Annotated in this window: 14 protein-coding genes, 1 tRNA gene, 1 pseudogene and 1 riboswitch; of the genes and pseudogenes, 9 read left to right on the top strand and 7 right to left on the bottom strand. The window is 69.3% G+C overall.

Annotation, left to right across the window (positions count from 1 at the left end):
* The first annotated feature begins 125 nt into the window (after positions 1-125).
* A complete protein-coding gene (locus AB0I21_RS39205; RefSeq protein WP_360568749.1) occupies positions 126-824 on the top strand; it encodes a LamG-like jellyroll fold domain-containing protein in 699 nt (232 codons plus the stop codon).
* A gap of 96 nt (positions 825-920) precedes the next feature.
* Positions 921-1,053: riboswitch (cyclic di-AMP (ydaO/yuaA leader) on the top strand.
* 9 nt (positions 1,054-1,062) lie between these two features.
* Positions 1,063-2,034, top strand: a complete 972-nt coding sequence (locus tag AB0I21_RS39210; protein WP_344508375.1) for an NlpC/P60 family protein — start codon at positions 1,063-1,065, stop codon at positions 2,032-2,034.
* Between the two features lie 25 nt (positions 2,035-2,059).
* Here AB0I21_RS39210 and dcd read toward each other — a convergent pair whose 3' ends face one another.
* Both dcd and AB0I21_RS39220 read right to left on the bottom strand, forming a co-directional pair.
* Positions 2,060-2,638, bottom strand: a complete 579-nt coding sequence (dcd, locus tag AB0I21_RS39215; RefSeq protein WP_344508373.1) for a dCTP deaminase — start codon at positions 2,636-2,638, stop codon at positions 2,060-2,062.
* 9 nt (positions 2,639-2,647) lie between these two features.
* Positions 2,648-3,103, bottom strand: coding sequence for a MarR family transcriptional regulator (locus AB0I21_RS39220; RefSeq protein ID WP_360568750.1), 456 nt, complete (start codon positions 3,101-3,103; stop codon positions 2,648-2,650).
* A 66-nt stretch (positions 3,104-3,169) separates the two neighbouring features.
* Here AB0I21_RS39220 and AB0I21_RS39225 point away from each other — a divergent pair, with 66 nt between their 5' ends.
* The 5 genes from AB0I21_RS39225 (at position 3,170) to AB0I21_RS39245 (ending at position 5,620) form a co-directional block, all read left to right on the top strand.
* Positions 3,170-3,676 carry a pyridoxamine 5'-phosphate oxidase gene (locus AB0I21_RS39225; RefSeq protein WP_344508369.1) on the top strand — a complete coding sequence of 169 codons (507 nt, stop codon included), beginning with the start codon at positions 3,170-3,172 and terminating at the stop codon, positions 3,674-3,676.
* 9 nt (positions 3,677-3,685) lie between these two features.
* Positions 3,686-3,756, top strand: a tRNA-Gly gene (locus AB0I21_RS39230).
* Positions 3,757-3,937: 181 nt separating this feature from the next.
* Complete coding sequence (locus AB0I21_RS39235) at positions 3,938-4,411, top strand: hypothetical protein (protein ID WP_360568751.1); 474 nt, start codon at positions 3,938-3,940, stop codon at positions 4,409-4,411.
* Between the two features lie 169 nt (positions 4,412-4,580).
* Complete coding sequence (locus AB0I21_RS39240) at positions 4,581-4,934, top strand: hypothetical protein (protein WP_360568752.1); 354 nt, start codon at positions 4,581-4,583, stop codon at positions 4,932-4,934.
* Positions 4,935-4,936: 2 nt separating this feature from the next.
* Positions 4,937-5,620 carry a nucleotidyl transferase AbiEii/AbiGii toxin family protein gene (locus tag AB0I21_RS39245; protein ID WP_360568753.1) on the top strand — a complete coding sequence of 228 codons (684 nt, stop codon included), beginning with the start codon at positions 4,937-4,939 and terminating at the stop codon, positions 5,618-5,620.
* A gap of 248 nt (positions 5,621-5,868) precedes the next feature.
* Here the strand turns inward: AB0I21_RS39245 and AB0I21_RS39250 are convergent.
* The 3 genes and pseudogenes from AB0I21_RS39250 to AB0I21_RS39260 form a co-directional block, all read right to left on the bottom strand.
* Positions 5,869-6,533: pseudogene (locus AB0I21_RS39250) on the bottom strand (nucleotidyl transferase AbiEii/AbiGii toxin family protein).
* Complete coding sequence (locus AB0I21_RS39255; protein ID WP_360568754.1) at positions 6,534-6,884, bottom strand: hypothetical protein; 351 nt, start codon at positions 6,882-6,884, stop codon at positions 6,534-6,536.
* Between the two features lie 326 nt (positions 6,885-7,210).
* Positions 7,211-9,199: a S8 family serine peptidase gene (locus AB0I21_RS39260; RefSeq protein WP_360568755.1), complete on the bottom strand. Its 1,989-nt coding sequence runs from the start codon at positions 9,197-9,199 to the stop codon at positions 7,211-7,213.
* 622 nt (positions 9,200-9,821) lie between these two features.
* Here AB0I21_RS39260 and AB0I21_RS39265 point away from each other — a divergent pair.
* The gene (locus AB0I21_RS39265) at positions 9,822-10,829 is read left to right on the top strand and encodes a WD40 repeat domain-containing protein (protein WP_360568756.1); all 1,008 of its coding nucleotides are present in this window, start codon (positions 9,822-9,824) and stop codon (positions 10,827-10,829) included.
* Here the strand turns inward: AB0I21_RS39265 and AB0I21_RS39270 are convergent.
* A complete protein-coding gene (locus AB0I21_RS39270; protein ID WP_360568757.1) occupies positions 10,818-10,994 on the bottom strand; it encodes a hypothetical protein in 177 nt (58 codons plus the stop codon). The genes AB0I21_RS39265 and AB0I21_RS39270 overlap by 12 nt on opposite strands.
* A 36-nt stretch (positions 10,995-11,030) precedes the next feature.
* Here AB0I21_RS39270 and AB0I21_RS39275 point away from each other — a divergent pair, with 36 nt between their 5' ends.
* Positions 11,031-11,186, top strand: a complete 156-nt coding sequence (locus AB0I21_RS39275; protein ID WP_360568758.1) for a hypothetical protein — start codon at positions 11,031-11,033, stop codon at positions 11,184-11,186.
* 21 nt (positions 11,187-11,207) lie between these two features.
* On the opposite strand, the gene AB0I21_RS39280 is transcribed toward AB0I21_RS39275, so the two are convergent.
* Positions 11,208-13,695 (bottom strand): BTAD domain-containing putative transcriptional regulator (locus tag AB0I21_RS39280; protein WP_360568759.1); only part of this gene is annotated, 2,488 nt, incomplete at its 5' end.

Here is a 13,695-nt window from a genome sequence, read left to right on the forward strand (position 1 = left end):
CGGTTATGCGTACGTGGCTCCTCCTCCTGGCTGCGCTCGTGCCTCTCGCCGGCTGCGCTTCCCCCACGCGACAGCAACCTCATGAGTCCGCGTCCTCGGCTCGGCCCTCGCCCGGGCACGCCACGGTGTCCGGCGCTGCCCCCTCTTCCCCGGCCGCGCCCTCGCTCGTCGCCGCCGCACCTTCGGTCACGACCCTGCGGTACACCTTCGACAGCGGGATCACGGGACCGGTGCTGGACGGCGCGGGCCGGCTCCCGCTGCGGGTCCGCAGGGCCGGCGGCCAACTGTCGACCGTGCCGCACAACGGCGGACTCGCGGTGCGATTTCCGCAGCCGTGTGAGCACTACGGTGCGGAGAGTTGCGCACGAGCCATCCTGCAGAGCGGCCCCGCTGAATTCCTCAATCCGGGTCAGGAAGTGTTTTCGTATGGCGCGAGCGTGCTCGTCGCGCCCAATGAGACTTCCAAAGGCGCCAATGTTCTGCAAAAAGGGTTCTCGGTCGGTGACAGTCAGTTCAAGTTGCAGGTGGACGGCGCCGCGGGGCGCCCCAGTTGCGTGATTGTCGGCGTGGGTCGATCTACCATTTACGTAGCCCTCGCATCGCTTAGCGTGGCTGACGGGCGATGGCACCGGATCGAGTGTTCGCGCAGTGACGCCCTGCTCACGGTGGCCGTGGACGGTCAGCCCAGGGGTCGGGCGGCCATTCCTCCGTCACTGTCCATAGTGAACGCGGATCCACTCTGTATTGGCGGTAAGGGAACCAGTGCGAACAACGACCAGTTCGCCGGTGCAATTGATGATGTGTTCATCACTCGGGCGCCCTGACTTTTCGGCTAAATCGGACACCCGCTTGCTCCTCTGGGTCACTCGCCATACCGTAAATTCCGGTCGGATGGATGTCCGCGCCCACCACGGGTGCGCCAGACGGCACCGCCGAGTCGATTATTGAACCGGGGACCCACCTGCGTCATCGGGGTGAATCCGCGATCTGCGGTAGGACGACCTTCCCGTCCGAACCCGTCAGCTAACCCGGTAGGCGGCTGGAAGAAGGAGTGCCCCCTCGATGCGGCCCAACCGTCTGGTTCGGCTCCTCGTTGCCACGCTCGGCTGTCTTTCGCTCGTCGTCGGAGTCACCGGACTCGCTCACGCGGACCCGACGCCAGCCGAGCTCGAAGCGCAGATCGACAAGAAGTGGAATGAAGTCGAGCCCATCATCGAGCAGCACAACCAGCTCAAGGGCGAGCTGAAGGCCAACCTGGCGAAGCAGGCGCAGTTGAAGAGCCAGATCGACCCGCTGCAGGCGCAGGTCGACAACGCGCTGCTGCGGGTGAGTGCGTTCTCGGTCCTGCAGTACAAGACCGGGCGGGTCTCCAGCTTCAACGCGCTGATGACGACCGGCTCGCCGGACACCTTCGCCGAGCAGCTCGTCATGCTGAACATGCTGGCCAAGGACGAGGCCGAGGGCATCAAGGACGTCATGGACAGCAAGAAGGTCCTCGACGACCAGAAGAAGCCGCTCGACGAGCTGATCGCCAAGCAGAAGGCCGCCGAGGCGGAGATGGCGACGAAGGAAACCACCATCAACGCCGAGATCAAGACGCTCAACGACATGCGCACGAAGGCGTATGGCTCCAGTGGCGCGACCGGCGAGCTGCGGCCCGTCGCCTGCCCCGTCGAATACTCCGGCGGCGACGCCGCGAAGGCCGCGCAGGTCGCCTGCCAGCAGATCGGCAAGAAGTACGTGTGGGCGGCCGAGGGCCCCAACACCTTCGACTGCTCAGGCCTCACGCTCTACGCCTGGAAGCAGGCCGGCCACACGCTGCGGCACTACACCAAGTGGCAGTACTCGGACACCAAGCGCGTGAGCCGCGCCGACCTGAAGGCCGGCGACCTGGTCTTCTTCTACAGCGACATGCACCACATGGGGATGTACGTCGGCGGCGGCTGGATGGTCCACGCCCCGACCACCGGCGACGTGGTCCGCATGAAGAAGATCGACACCGCACCGATCTCCGGGTACGGCAGAGTGGCTTAGGGCTTCGGGACCTGGCCGCCGGCGTTCACGTCGTCGGCCAGGTCCGCCAGTTCTGGTGGGAGCGGCTCGCCGTCGGGCCGCGCTGGCCCTGGTACCGGGAGCCGTACACCGCGGACCCGTACGGGTGCTCCGACGGCGACGACAGCCGGAAGATGCACAGCTGCCCGATCTTCATCCCCGGCCAGAGCATGATCGGCAGATTGGCCACGTTGGACAGCTCGAGCGTCACGTGTCCGGAGAACCCCGGGTCGATGAACCCCGCGGTCGAGTGCGTCAGCAGCCCGAGCCGCCCCAGGCTCGACTTGCCCTCCAGCCGGCCCGCGAGCTGATCGCCGAGGCTGATCACCTCCAGCGTCGAGGCGAGCACGAACTCCCCGGGATGCAGCACGAACGGCTGGCCATCGTCGACCTCCACCATCGCGGTGAGGTCGTCCTGCTGGATCGCCGGGTCGATGTGGGTGTACAGGTGGTTGTTGAACACCCTGAACCACCGGTCGAGCCGCACGTCGATGCTCGACGGCTGGACCAGGTCCTTGTCGAACGGCTCGAGCCGCAACTGGCCGTCGGCGAGCTCTTTGGTCAGGTCACGGTCGGAGAGCAGCACGTCCTGACCCTATGTGGTTTGGTTCGTGGCTTTCGCGGTGGCCCCTCGGACTGCCTCGATGACCCGCTTCGTGGCTTCCAGATCGTGCTCGTCGAACTCCGCGAGCGCCTCCCGGATGTGTTGCCCGAGCGGCGCGAAGAACTCCTGCGCCAAGGCCTTCGCCGGCGGCTGCATCACGAGGTGTACGCGACGCCGGTCCTCCATATCGTGCCGCCGCTCGACGTGCCCGGCCTTCTCCAACCGGTCCAGCAGCGCGGTCGTCGCCGCTGGGCTCAGCCGCAGCGTCCTGGCCAGCTCCCCGGGCGTCAGCGGCTGCTGCTCCTCCGTCGCCCGCCAGATGTACGCCACGGCGTTCATGTCCGTGCGGTGCAACCCGTGCCGGCGGGTGAACACCTCCAGGAACCGGTCGGCCTCGAGGTTGAACTTCCTCAGCAGGTCGATCAGCTCGCCGTTCGCATCACCCACAGGGTCATTGTCCTTCATTCGTGGAATCACACACTTTTCGTACACGTGTACGAGTAAATTGGAGGCATGGCGACGTGGGCTGAATTCTCCGCGGCCGAGCCTTTGCTGGCGACGGCCATCCGCACCCTGATCTGCCAGTACGGCCCCGGCATGGGCTACCTGGCCACCATCCGCCCCGACGGAGGCCCCCGCGTCCACCCCGTGATGCCCGTCATCACCGACGAAGGCCTCTACTGCTTCATCCTCCCCTCCCCGAAGCGCCACGACCTCGACCGCGACGGCCGCTACGCGCTGCACAGCTTCCCCGCCGAGGACACCTCCGACGAGGCGTACCTCTCAGGCCGCGCCGCCCCCGTCATGGATCCCCTGGTCGTGGCCTCCCTGGCCCTCCAGATGCGAGCCGCGCAACGCGTGGACTGGAAGCTCTACGCCCTCACCATCGAGGTAGCGATGATCGTCCAACGCGACTCTCCCCTCACCTCCACCAAGACCCTCTGGCGCGACCGCTTACCCCGACTTCCCAAAGCCCGCCGGAATGGTCCGTGCACGGCGGCCGCGGATTCGGTACAGTAGGCGTCGCTCGCGGGTGTAGTTCAATGGCAGAACATCAGCTTCCCAAGCTGACAGTGAGGGTTCGATTCCCTTCACCCGCTCGGACGCAGAGGCCCTGGTCAGGACAGATGTCCCGCCAGGGCCTCTTGCATGTCTGCTCACTCGGAACCCACCGTGGGCCATTAGCGTGCCATCACCGGTGACTGTCAGCTGTCTCGACGCGCGTGACCGGCGTCCTGGTCCTCCCGTCCATCGGTCGCTGGGCGAGCTAGAGTCCGCCCTGTGTGGCTTCCGGAAGTCATCCCGATCAAGTACATGCCCGACTACCGCACCAGCCGTATCGGGCGGTGGGCAGGCGGACAGTTCCTCGCTGACGTCACTGGCGCATACCAAGAAGGTGTCACCCGGGGAAGCGACTGGCAGCACCAGCAGCGGATTTATGCGGTCCTCCACCGCTTCGACGACGGCGGGCATCATCAGGGCTCGGATATCTGGTTCGCCGGGGTCAGAGCTGATAGCCCTGCATCCGACGAAAGAGCCCGGCAGGTACTGGCGGGCTGGCTGTCTGCACTTGGGGCGGTTACCTACTGTGACATCGCCATCCGACCCTTCCGGGCGGACTTCGACGGCGTCGTCTTTGGCCTCGTTGACGAGACCACAGACGATCCATACGAGGGTCACGGCGGTCCCTGGGCCGAGCTTTACCCCCAGCAACTCGGGTTCCACGAGCCGTGGGACGGGGAGTACGACACTTGAGATGCTCGCCACCTGGTCGCGTCGACGGGCTCTGCTGTGTCCGAGGCGCGCCGAGCGCTCGCGAGCTACCGCCAGATTCTCGGCTTTGCTCGTACGTCAATGGGGTGGCTCGCCGCAACTGGTCGGTGGACTACCGTGAACGTGAGTCACGTGACGGTGGAGGTGCAGGATGAGCAAGGACGACGCCCGAGCGCCGCTCGGGTCGCGCTACGCGGACCAGCGTCCGTACGTCGTCGTTGCCGACTTGGGCGAGTTGCGCGGGCCGACGACCGGTGAGGCACGACTTGACCGGCGGCTGAACTGGTCGGGGCGGGCTGTCTACGACCTCGGCAACCCACGACGGTTGGCGAGTATGTACGAGACCGTGCTTCGTGAGGCCACGCATGTTGAGCAACTGCATACCTGGCTTGATGGGCCGACGTTGCTCAGACTCTGGCCTGATCTCGTACTGCCACCGCAGGTTCGACAGCTCTGGGAAGCGCAGTTCCCTGACCTCGGCACCACGCGGCGGCCTGCTGCCTAGTGATGCACGACAACGCACCGGCACACCGACGGCTCGCGGAGATCGGACTGCGGGCCGGTGGACCGCACGGGTTTGCCTTGGCCGGCGGTCACGCCGTTGCCGCCCACGGCATCCTGCAGCGGCCGAGCGAGGACGTCGATCTCTTTGCAGACTGGCAACGACGGGCCGATTTTCCTGCCGCGGTTGAGGTCGTCATCGCCGCTTACATGGCGGCTGGCTACGAGGTGGAGATCGACCACCGCACGGAGACCTTTGCCCGGCTGTATCTCACGGACCCGGCGGAACGAAGCGAGCACCACCGCGTTGAGCTGGTCGCGAATTGGCGCTTGCAGCCGCCGGTGCAGATGGACATCGGTCCGGTATTGCATGCAGACGACGTCATGGCCGGCAAGGTGGATGCCCTGTATAACCGCGCTGCCGCGCGGGACTTCCTGGACATCGACGCTGCAATCGGCGCGGGGCGTTACACGCTGGAGCGCTTGTGCCAGCTTGCAGAGGCGGTTGACTTGGGGTTCGACCGTTCGATTTTCGAGCAGATGCTGCGGTCCATCCGGCGTTTTGACGACGAGGACTTCGCTGAATACGGCGTCAGTTCGGAGCAGGTCGCGGCGCTGCGCCTCCGGGTCGACGAGTGGCGCGCTCAACTAGTGGCCAACGATGATGCCGGGCCATTAGCGGGCCATTAGCCCAGGCAACGGCCGGCCGCTCCAGGCCGCTTGCAGTAGGCGCGGCCTGGAAGTTCATGTGCCTGGTGCAGGCCACCGGTACGGTTCCCAAGCTGACAGTGAGGGTTCGATTCCCTTCACCCGCTCGGACGCAGAGGCCCTGGTCAGGACATAGGTCCTGCCAGGGCCTCTCGCATGTCCGGCCACTCGAAACCCGCCGCGGGCCATTGGCGGGCCGTTGCGGCGACTGTCAGCCTGTCTTGTGGCGTCTACCCAGAACCCTCGGGAAGGTCGTCGAGCAACTGGCGGCGCCAGTCAGCGAAGCGCGCTCGTACGGCAACCAGGTGGTCGGCGTCCGCGCCGTAGAAGGCGAAGCGTCTGTCCGGGTAGCGATCCAACATGGCGAAGAGATCGGCAAGGATTCGCCGGTCGAAGCCGGCGTCAGCTTCCTCGGCGAGTTCACACATGCGTTGGCGGGTGTAGCGGCCTGACGCAATCGCGGCGTCGACGTCGAGGAAGTCGCGCGGTTCGGCTCTCGTTAGAGAGCGGACATCTTGCCGGCGACGACGTCGTCAGGATGCAGAACTGGGCCGATGTCCATCTGGACGGGTGGCTGTGCGCGCCAGTTGGCAGCCAACTCAACCTTATAGATGTGCTCGGGCTCAGCAGGGTCGGTGACTGCGAGCCGCGCGAACGTCTCGAACTGCTGGGTGACCTCGACGGTGTAGCCGTGCTCGGCGTAGGCGCTCAACACCGCGTCGACCGCGGCGGTGAACTCGGCTCGGCGTTCCCAGGCGGTGAACAAGTCGACGTCTTCGCTCGGCCGGTGAAGGATGCCGTGGACTTGGACGGCGTATCCGCCGGCGAGCGCGAATCCGTACTGCCCGGCAACATGCAGCCCGATCTCCGCAAGCCGAAGGTGAACGGGTTCCACTCAGCCGGCCATCGCAGTTGGAGGTGCGCTCAGTTCCGGGAAGCGGGCCTGCCAGAGTGCTCGCAGCCGGCCGGGTAGCCAAAGCTCGTGCCAGATCCGGCGGAGAGTTTCCTCGTTTAGCCATCGACCCAGTTGGTCGGCGGTGCTGGCCTGGTTCAGCACCGTCTGATAGAACACCTGCAGGTCGCCGGGGTCGTCGAGGTCGTAGCGACCGTCGCCGGACCAGTCGAGTCGCTGGTCGAGAGTGATGACGCCTGCGACGGGTCCACGTAGGTCGGTAAGGCTCGCAGGGATCGTGTAGTGCCGCTGCTCTCCGTACGTCGATCCAGGCGGCGCAACGCGTCCGGCCATGAAGCCCCTCCTTCCGTCCGTATCTCACAGATCGTACGGCCGTTCCCGCGCCTTGGTAGGGACGGTGCGGGGTGCAGACCTTGCCGGACCCGACGCGCGTGCCATTACCGCAGGCTCATCCAGGGTGCTCCAGGCCGCTCGGGCTGGTCCGGACAAGCGCTGCACCTGGGCGTGCCCAACCAGCCTGTCCAGTTCCCAAGCTGACAGTGAGGGTTCGATTCCCTTCACCCGCTCGGGACCTGAGGGGCTCTGTTCGCGGAAAGCGCGAATGTGCGGGAATGGCTGCGGCCCGGAGGCGAGTGCCTCCGGGCCGCAGTTGGGGAATGTCAGGTGAACATGAAGGTTGCGGTGTGGGTGGTGCCGTCGATCAGGGTGACGATCAGCTGGCCGCACGTCTTTGCCTGGGTTTTCTGGGTCTTCCAGACGTAGTTGTACTGGTCGGCTGCCGCGTCGTAGGTCAGCGAGCTTGACCCCGCCGTGACCGTCGTCTCGACCTGGTCCTGCGGGGCGGACGTGTTGCACGCCACCGTCTGCAGGGTGGGGGCGCCGCCGGTGAAGATGTTCAGGCCCTGGTTGCCGGAGAGGCCGAACTTCACCGGGATCGCGCTGCCGGCCTTCACGACGTTGAGCTTGTCGACGTTGATCGGCGAGCTGAAGTCGTGCCAGCCGTACACCACCTGGTAGGTGACGCTGACCGGCGCGGCCGTGTTGCCGGCGCGGTCACGGCCACCGGTGCAGGTGGCGGTGAAGTAGCCGACCTTCGGGCCGCCGGTGACGGACAGGGCAGCGGACTTCGCCACGCCGCTGCCCGCGTCGGTCGTCGTGCAGCCGGGGGTGACGGACACGCCCAGCGTGACCTGCTGGCCCTGGGTGACGCCGGTGACCGCCACGGTGGGCGCGGTGACGTCCTCGGCCTCGGTGATGGCCTTGTACGCGTTGACCAGCCCGTGTCCGAAGAAGCCGTTGACGTTCGGGTTCGCGGGGTCGACCTTGCATCGGCCCTGGGTGAAGTCGGTGCCGGAGGTGGGGCAGGCCAGCGGGATCGCCTGCTTGCGCAGCAGCTCAGCGATGTAGTCCGGGGTCGCACCCGGGTGCTTGGAAACCAGCAGCGCGGCGACGCCCGCCACGTGCGGCGACGCCATCGAGGTGCCCGAGAGCGTGCGGTAGCTGCTGACCCCGGTCGAGGGGGACGTGGAGTAGATGCTCGAGCCGGGTGCGGCCACGTCCACGGCACCGAGGCCGAAGCTCGAGAAGGACGACCGCGCCGGCTGCGTGGTCAGGCCCGCGGCCCACGGCCCGACGGCCGTCGCGGGGACGGTCGGCTGGGTCGTGGAGGAGACCGTCACCACGCCGGGGAGCTCGGCCGGCAGGTCGAGGCAGCTCGGGTCGAGCGTGCGGCGCACCGGGTTGGTGTCGTCGGGGCTCGTCGTGTCCACCGTCTTGTTGGCGAGGTCCTGGTTCTCGTTGCCCGCCGCCGCCACGTTGAGGATGCCGTGCGCGGTGGTGTAGTCCACGGCGCGGCGGACCGCCTCGACGACCGGCGCCTGGTCGGACTGGCTTTCGCACCAGTACAGCCACGGGTCGATGTAGTAGCTGTTGTTCGTGACCTGGATGCCGTGCTCGGCGGCCCAGACGAAGCCGCAGATCGCGTACTCCGGGTAGATGAAGCCGTCGGAGTTGACCACCTTGATGGAGGCCAGCTTCACGCCGGGCGCGACGCCGACGATGCCGACGCCGTTCTTCGCCGAGGCGATGGTCCCGGCCACGTGCGTGCCGTGGTAGTCGGCGGTCAGGCTGGTGGGCCGCCACGCGCCCGGCGTCGTGTCGGGAGCGCCGGTGCCGACGCAGTTGACGGACTTCGACTGGTCCACGACCGGCGCGAGGTCCTGGTGGTTGGCGTCGATGCCGTCGTCGAGCACACCGACCGTGACGGTGGGGCTGCCGAGGTTGGCCTCGTGTGCCGCACGCGCGCCGATGAGGACCATGTCGCTCTGCCGAGTCGCGTTCTCCATCGCGTCCGGCGTGTAGGCGTCCACGGCCTCGACGGCCTCGGTGTCCTCGGTCATGGCGGGCAGGGCCGCGGTCCGGGTCGCGCCCACGGAGAGGACGGCGTCGCCGGTGGCGGCGCCCTTCACCGCCTGGACGAACGAGGGGTTCGTGGAGCGTGCGATGACCACGCCGATCTGGGCGTACGACACCGTCACCGTGCCGCCGGCCGCGGTGACGGCGGCGGCGACGTCCGCCGTCCGATCCTTGTTCACCGCGTTGACGACGTAGCTGAGGTTAGGGCCGGTGGTTTCGGCCGCCGCGGCCATTGGCGCGATTGTTGCGCCCACCATGACGGTCGTTGCCGCTGTTGCGGCAAATAGGGCATACCTGGGTAACCGGGATTTCAATCCTGGCCTCCTGCGAAACGGGGGGTAAACCCGTGTTGTGATCGGGGTTCGGTGATCGTATTTGTGTTGTCAGACAAATTTCACTCGTCTGTACGGCGGATGGTCACTACCGCTCGGAAACGCCTATTTAGCGAGCGTGCGAGCGCGGCACAGTGGCATTTCTGTCATTGCAATAAACATGCGAAAAGCTACTTGTCGAAATGCGACATGGCTTTCATAGCCGGCACTGAACCGCACGGTGTGGCGTCACCGGAGCCCGGACAGGCGCATTGTTGCTGGTCAGTGGCGTCTGGGGGCAATGACCGGGGTGAACACTCATGAGTGCGAAACCTTGACGACATCGGGGCAAAACCCAATGCTGCCGCCCGCTGACGCGACGGCCGGTCCCGCTGACGCGACGGCCGGTCCCGCTGACGTGACGGCTGGTCCCGGTGTGGGTACCGGCGGCGCGACCACCGCGGCGAGCGAGGTGGCACAGGTCGTACAAGACGGGAAAACGCCGACAGCATCAGTCGGCCGCGCGGCGCTGGCGGCGCTGGCCGTGACGCTGGTCGCCGTCGCGGTGCTGGTGATAGTGCTGTCCGGCGAGGGCCGGGCGCCGGAGGACCGCGCTCCCGAGCGCCTCGTCGCTGCGCTGAAGCTCGGCGGGAGCCCGCAGGACGTGGCGTTCAGCCTCGATGACAAGACGCTGGCGGTCGCCGTGGGGGAGACCGCGGAGCTGTGGGACATCGGTGGGCGGCAACGGATCGAGCAGCCGTTCACGGGGCACGGCGGGGGCACGTTCGGCGGCCGGGTGGACGCGGTCGCGTTCAGCCCCGACGGGGACACGTTCGCGACGGCGAGCCAGGACGGCACGGTGCGGCTGTGGAGCGTGCGCACGAACGCGCAGGTCGGGCAGCCGCTGGTCAACCGGCCGGACATCCACCCGAACGACGACTGGCGCCGCTCGGTCGAGTTCGACAGGGGAGGCACCAGGCTGTTGTCGGCCGGGTTGCGGGGCACGGCGGTGTGGGACGTCGCGAGCCGGGCCCGCGTCACCTGGGTCGACGGCGGCCCCTGGGACGCCGGGTTCAACGCCGCCGGCGACCGGATCGCCACCGGGGACACGGCCAGCCTCGCCACCATGTGGCAGGTGCCGGGCGGGGGCCAGATCGGCAAGGCGTTCGCGGGGCACAGCAAGGCGCCGAACTTCTCGGACAACGTCTTCGCCGTCGCGTTCAACCGCGACGGCACGCTGCTGGCCACCGCCGGCGGCGACGGCACCGTCCGGCTGTGGGACGTCGCCTCCCAGACGCAGTCCGGCGAGCCCATCGCGGTGCGCGGGCCGGAGGACGTCGCGTTCACCGCCGACGGCCGGCTTCTCGCCACCGCCGGTGACGAAGGGGCGCGGCTCTGGCGCGTGTCCGACCACCAGCCGGTCCTCGGGCCGCTCGACTCGAGCGAGCACTACGGTGCGGAGAAGCTGGCCTTGAGCCACGACGGCCGGGTGCTCGCGGTCGCGCAGTCGGGCGGTTTCCACGTCTTTCTCTGGGACGTCTCAGCCGTCTGACGGCAGGAGCGCGTCGACGGCGCGGGACAGGTTGGCGCGGACGGTCCCGGCGTCGTCGAGGTAGCCGCCGACCATCGCGCCGTCGCGGACCATGAGCAGCAGCGCGGCGGTCCCCGCCGGGTCGGGGTGCCCGGCGCTGGTCAGCAGGTCGGTCGCGTACCTCATCCTCGGCATGCGGGCCGTCGGCCTGGCCGCAGGCCGATGACCGGCTTCGACGCGGCCAAGGTCGACGCCGAGTTCTTCCCCGGCGGCACGCGCCGCTCGCTGGTCGTCGTCAACATCGGCAAGCCGGGCCCGGACGCCTGGCGCGGCCGCCTTCCCCGGCTCGACTACGCGCAGGTGTTCACCACGCTCTGAGAAGGACGCCCGACGCCAGTGCTAGTGCAGCTTGGCGCGGACCGTGGTGGCGTCGGGGTGGTCGAGGTCCTCGAAGATCTCCAGTGACCGGCGCCAGGTGTCGCGGGCGGCCTCCGGGTCGCCCGTGGCGAGGCGGGTGTCGCCGAGGTGGTGCAGGGAGTCGGCCTCGAAGTCCCGGTCGCCGGTGAGCCGGAACAGGGCGACCGCGCGCTCGAAGCAGGCCGCCGCCTCGGCCAGCTCGCCCAGGTGGTGGTGGGCGTAGCCGATGGTGTCCCAGGTCTCCGCCTCGCCCTGGCGGTTGTCGAGCTCCTGGTGCAGCGCGAGCGCCTGCCGGCAGGCGGTCACCGCCTCGCGGTGGTCGCCGAGCTGGGCGTGCAGCCAGCCCATCGCGTTGAGGGCGTTGGCCTCGCCGTTGCGGCCGCCGGCGGCGCGGAACAGGTCGCGGGCCTGCGACACGTGCCGGAGGCCCTCGACGGTGTGGCCGCGGCGGGCGGCGATCTCGCCGAGGTTCATGTGCCCCTGCGCCCGCAGGACGTGGTCGCCGACCTCCTCGTACAGCTCGAGGGCGCGGGCCGCGTGCGACGACGCGTCGTCGATCCGGTTGACCTTCAGGCAGGCGTGGGCGAGGAGCCGGTGCAGGTGGGCGGCCCCGCGGCGGTCGCCGAGGCGCTCGGCGGCGGCGAGGCCGGCCTCCGACGTGTGCAGCCAGTCGCGCCACAGTCCCTGCCGGTCCAGGAACGTGGCCAGGCACCACGCCAGCTGCCAGGCGTGCGCGTCGAACCCGAGCCGCTCGGCCTGGTCGACGGCCGCGAGCAGCACCGGCCGCTCCGCGGTGAACCACGCGAGGGCCTGCTGGGCGTCGGCCGGCCGCGGCGGCGGGTCGAGGTCGAGCGTCTCCCGGTGCGGGCTGAGCAGCCGGGTCCCCGCGTACGCGGTGTGCAGGTAGAAGTCGAGCATCCGCTGCTGCGCGGCGCGCCGGTCCGCGGGGGAGTCGACCGCGACCGCCTGTTCGCCGGCGTAGGCACGGAGGAGGTCGTGGCAGGTGTACCGGCCGGGAGCGGGCTCGGTCAGCAGGTGCGCCCGGGTCAGCTCGCCGAGCAGCTCCTCCACGGCCGGCCCGGTCGAGGCCGGCCCGGCGGCGGGCGGCTCGGCGGAGTGCGGCCCGATCAGGCAGTCGGCGGTGAAATCGGGGCCCGGGTGGAGGCCGATCAGCCGGAACAGGCGCGCCGCCGCCGGGCTCAGCGCCGCGTAGGACCAGGACAGGACGGCCCGGGCGTCGGTGCCGCGCTCGGCGCCGGTGAACGCGTCGAGCTGCCGCCCGGCGTTGCGCAGCGAGACGGCGACCTCTTCCAGCGGGGCGTGCGCCGCCCGGGCCGCGACGATCGCCAGCGCGAGCGGCAGCCCCGCGCACGCCGCCACGATCTCCTCGACCGCGGCGGGCTCGGCCGCGACCCGGGCCGTGCCGAGCCGGGCGGCCAGCAGCCGGCGCGCGTCGGCGGTGGTCAGCAGGTCCAGCGGCAGCGGCTCGGCACCCTCCGCGGTGTGCAGCCCGGACAGCTCGTTGCGGCTCGTCACCAGCACGAGGCTGCCGCCGGCGCCCGGCAGCAGCGGCCGGACCTGGTCGGAGTCGCGGGCGTTGTCGAGCACGACCAGCATCCGCCGGCCGGCGAGCCGGCTGCGGAAGAGCGCGACCTGCGCGTCGAACCCGGCCGGCACCCGCTGCGGCGGGACGTCCAGCGCGTCGAGGAACCCGCGGACCGCCTCCGCCGGGTCGGTCGGCGGCGCGGTCCGGTCGAAGCCGCGCAGGTTCACGTACAGCTGGCCGTCGGGGAACCGCGCCGCGACCTGGTGTGCCCAGTGCACGACGAGCGTGGTCTTGCCCACCCCCGCGGTGCCGGCGACGGTGCAGATCACGGTCTGCCGCCCGGCCTGCGCGAGCAGCGCGTCGAGCCGGGCGAGCTCCGCGTCGCGCCCCGTGAACCCGCGCAGCGCCGCCGGCAGCTGCGCCGGCATCAGCGGCGCCGGCATCAGCGGCGCCGGCATCAGCGGCGCCGGCATCAGCGGCGTCGGCATCAGCGGCGTCGGCATCAGCGGCGCCGGCATCAGCGGCGTCGGCGAAGCCTGTGCCGTGGCGGGGGTGGCGGCCGGAGGCTGGCCCCGGAGCACCGCGAGATGGAGGCGTTGCAGGTCAGGCCCCGGATCGAGCCCGAACTCCCGCGCCAGTCGCTGCTGATGCCGCCGGTACGCCGCAAGCGCCTCGATGCTCCGCCCGGCCGCGTGCAGCGCGCGCATCGACAGCCCGAGCAGCCCTTCCCGGGTGGGGTGCGCGGCGGTCAGCCGGGTCAGCTCCGGCAGCACCTCCGCGTGCCGGCCCACGGTGATCTCGCAGTCGAGCCACTCCTCGGTCGCGACCAGCCGCAGCTCGTCGAGGTCGCCGACGAGCCGGGGGCGCAGCCACGCCGAGACGGTGTCGTCGAGCGCGTCGCCGCGCCACAGCGCGAGCGCGTCC

This window comes from Dactylosporangium sp. NPDC050588, from assembly GCF_040654975.1.
Taxonomy (GTDB): Bacteria; Actinomycetota; Actinomycetes; order Mycobacteriales; family Micromonosporaceae; genus Dactylosporangium; species Dactylosporangium maewongense.

Excerpts from the sequence above, each read along its gene's own strand:
- AB0I21_RS39240 (WP_360568752.1), top strand. The coding sequence starts at position 4,581 with ATGAGCAAGGACGACGCCCGAGCGCCGCTCGGGTCGCGCTACGCGGAC.
- AB0I21_RS39275 (WP_360568758.1), top strand. The coding sequence starts at position 11,031 with ATGACCGGCTTCGACGCGGCCAAGGTCGACGCCGAGTTCTTCCCCGGC.
- AB0I21_RS39260 (WP_360568755.1), bottom strand. The coding sequence starts at position 9,199 with ATGGCCGCGGCGGCCGAAACCACCGGCCCTAACCTCAGCTACGTCGTC.
- AB0I21_RS39255 (WP_360568754.1), bottom strand. The coding sequence starts at position 6,884 with ATGGCCGGACGCGTTGCGCCGCCTGGATCGACGTACGGAGAGCAGCGG.
- AB0I21_RS39225 (WP_344508369.1), top strand. The coding sequence starts at position 3,170 with ATGGCGACGTGGGCTGAATTCTCCGCGGCCGAGCCTTTGCTGGCGACG.
- AB0I21_RS39245 (WP_360568753.1), top strand. The coding sequence starts at position 4,937 with ATGCACGACAACGCACCGGCACACCGACGGCTCGCGGAGATCGGACTG.
- AB0I21_RS39210 (WP_344508375.1), top strand. The coding sequence starts at position 1,063 with ATGCGGCCCAACCGTCTGGTTCGGCTCCTCGTTGCCACGCTCGGCTGT.
- AB0I21_RS39270 (WP_360568757.1), bottom strand. The coding sequence starts at position 10,994 with ATGAGGTACGCGACCGACCTGCTGACCAGCGCCGGGCACCCCGACCCG.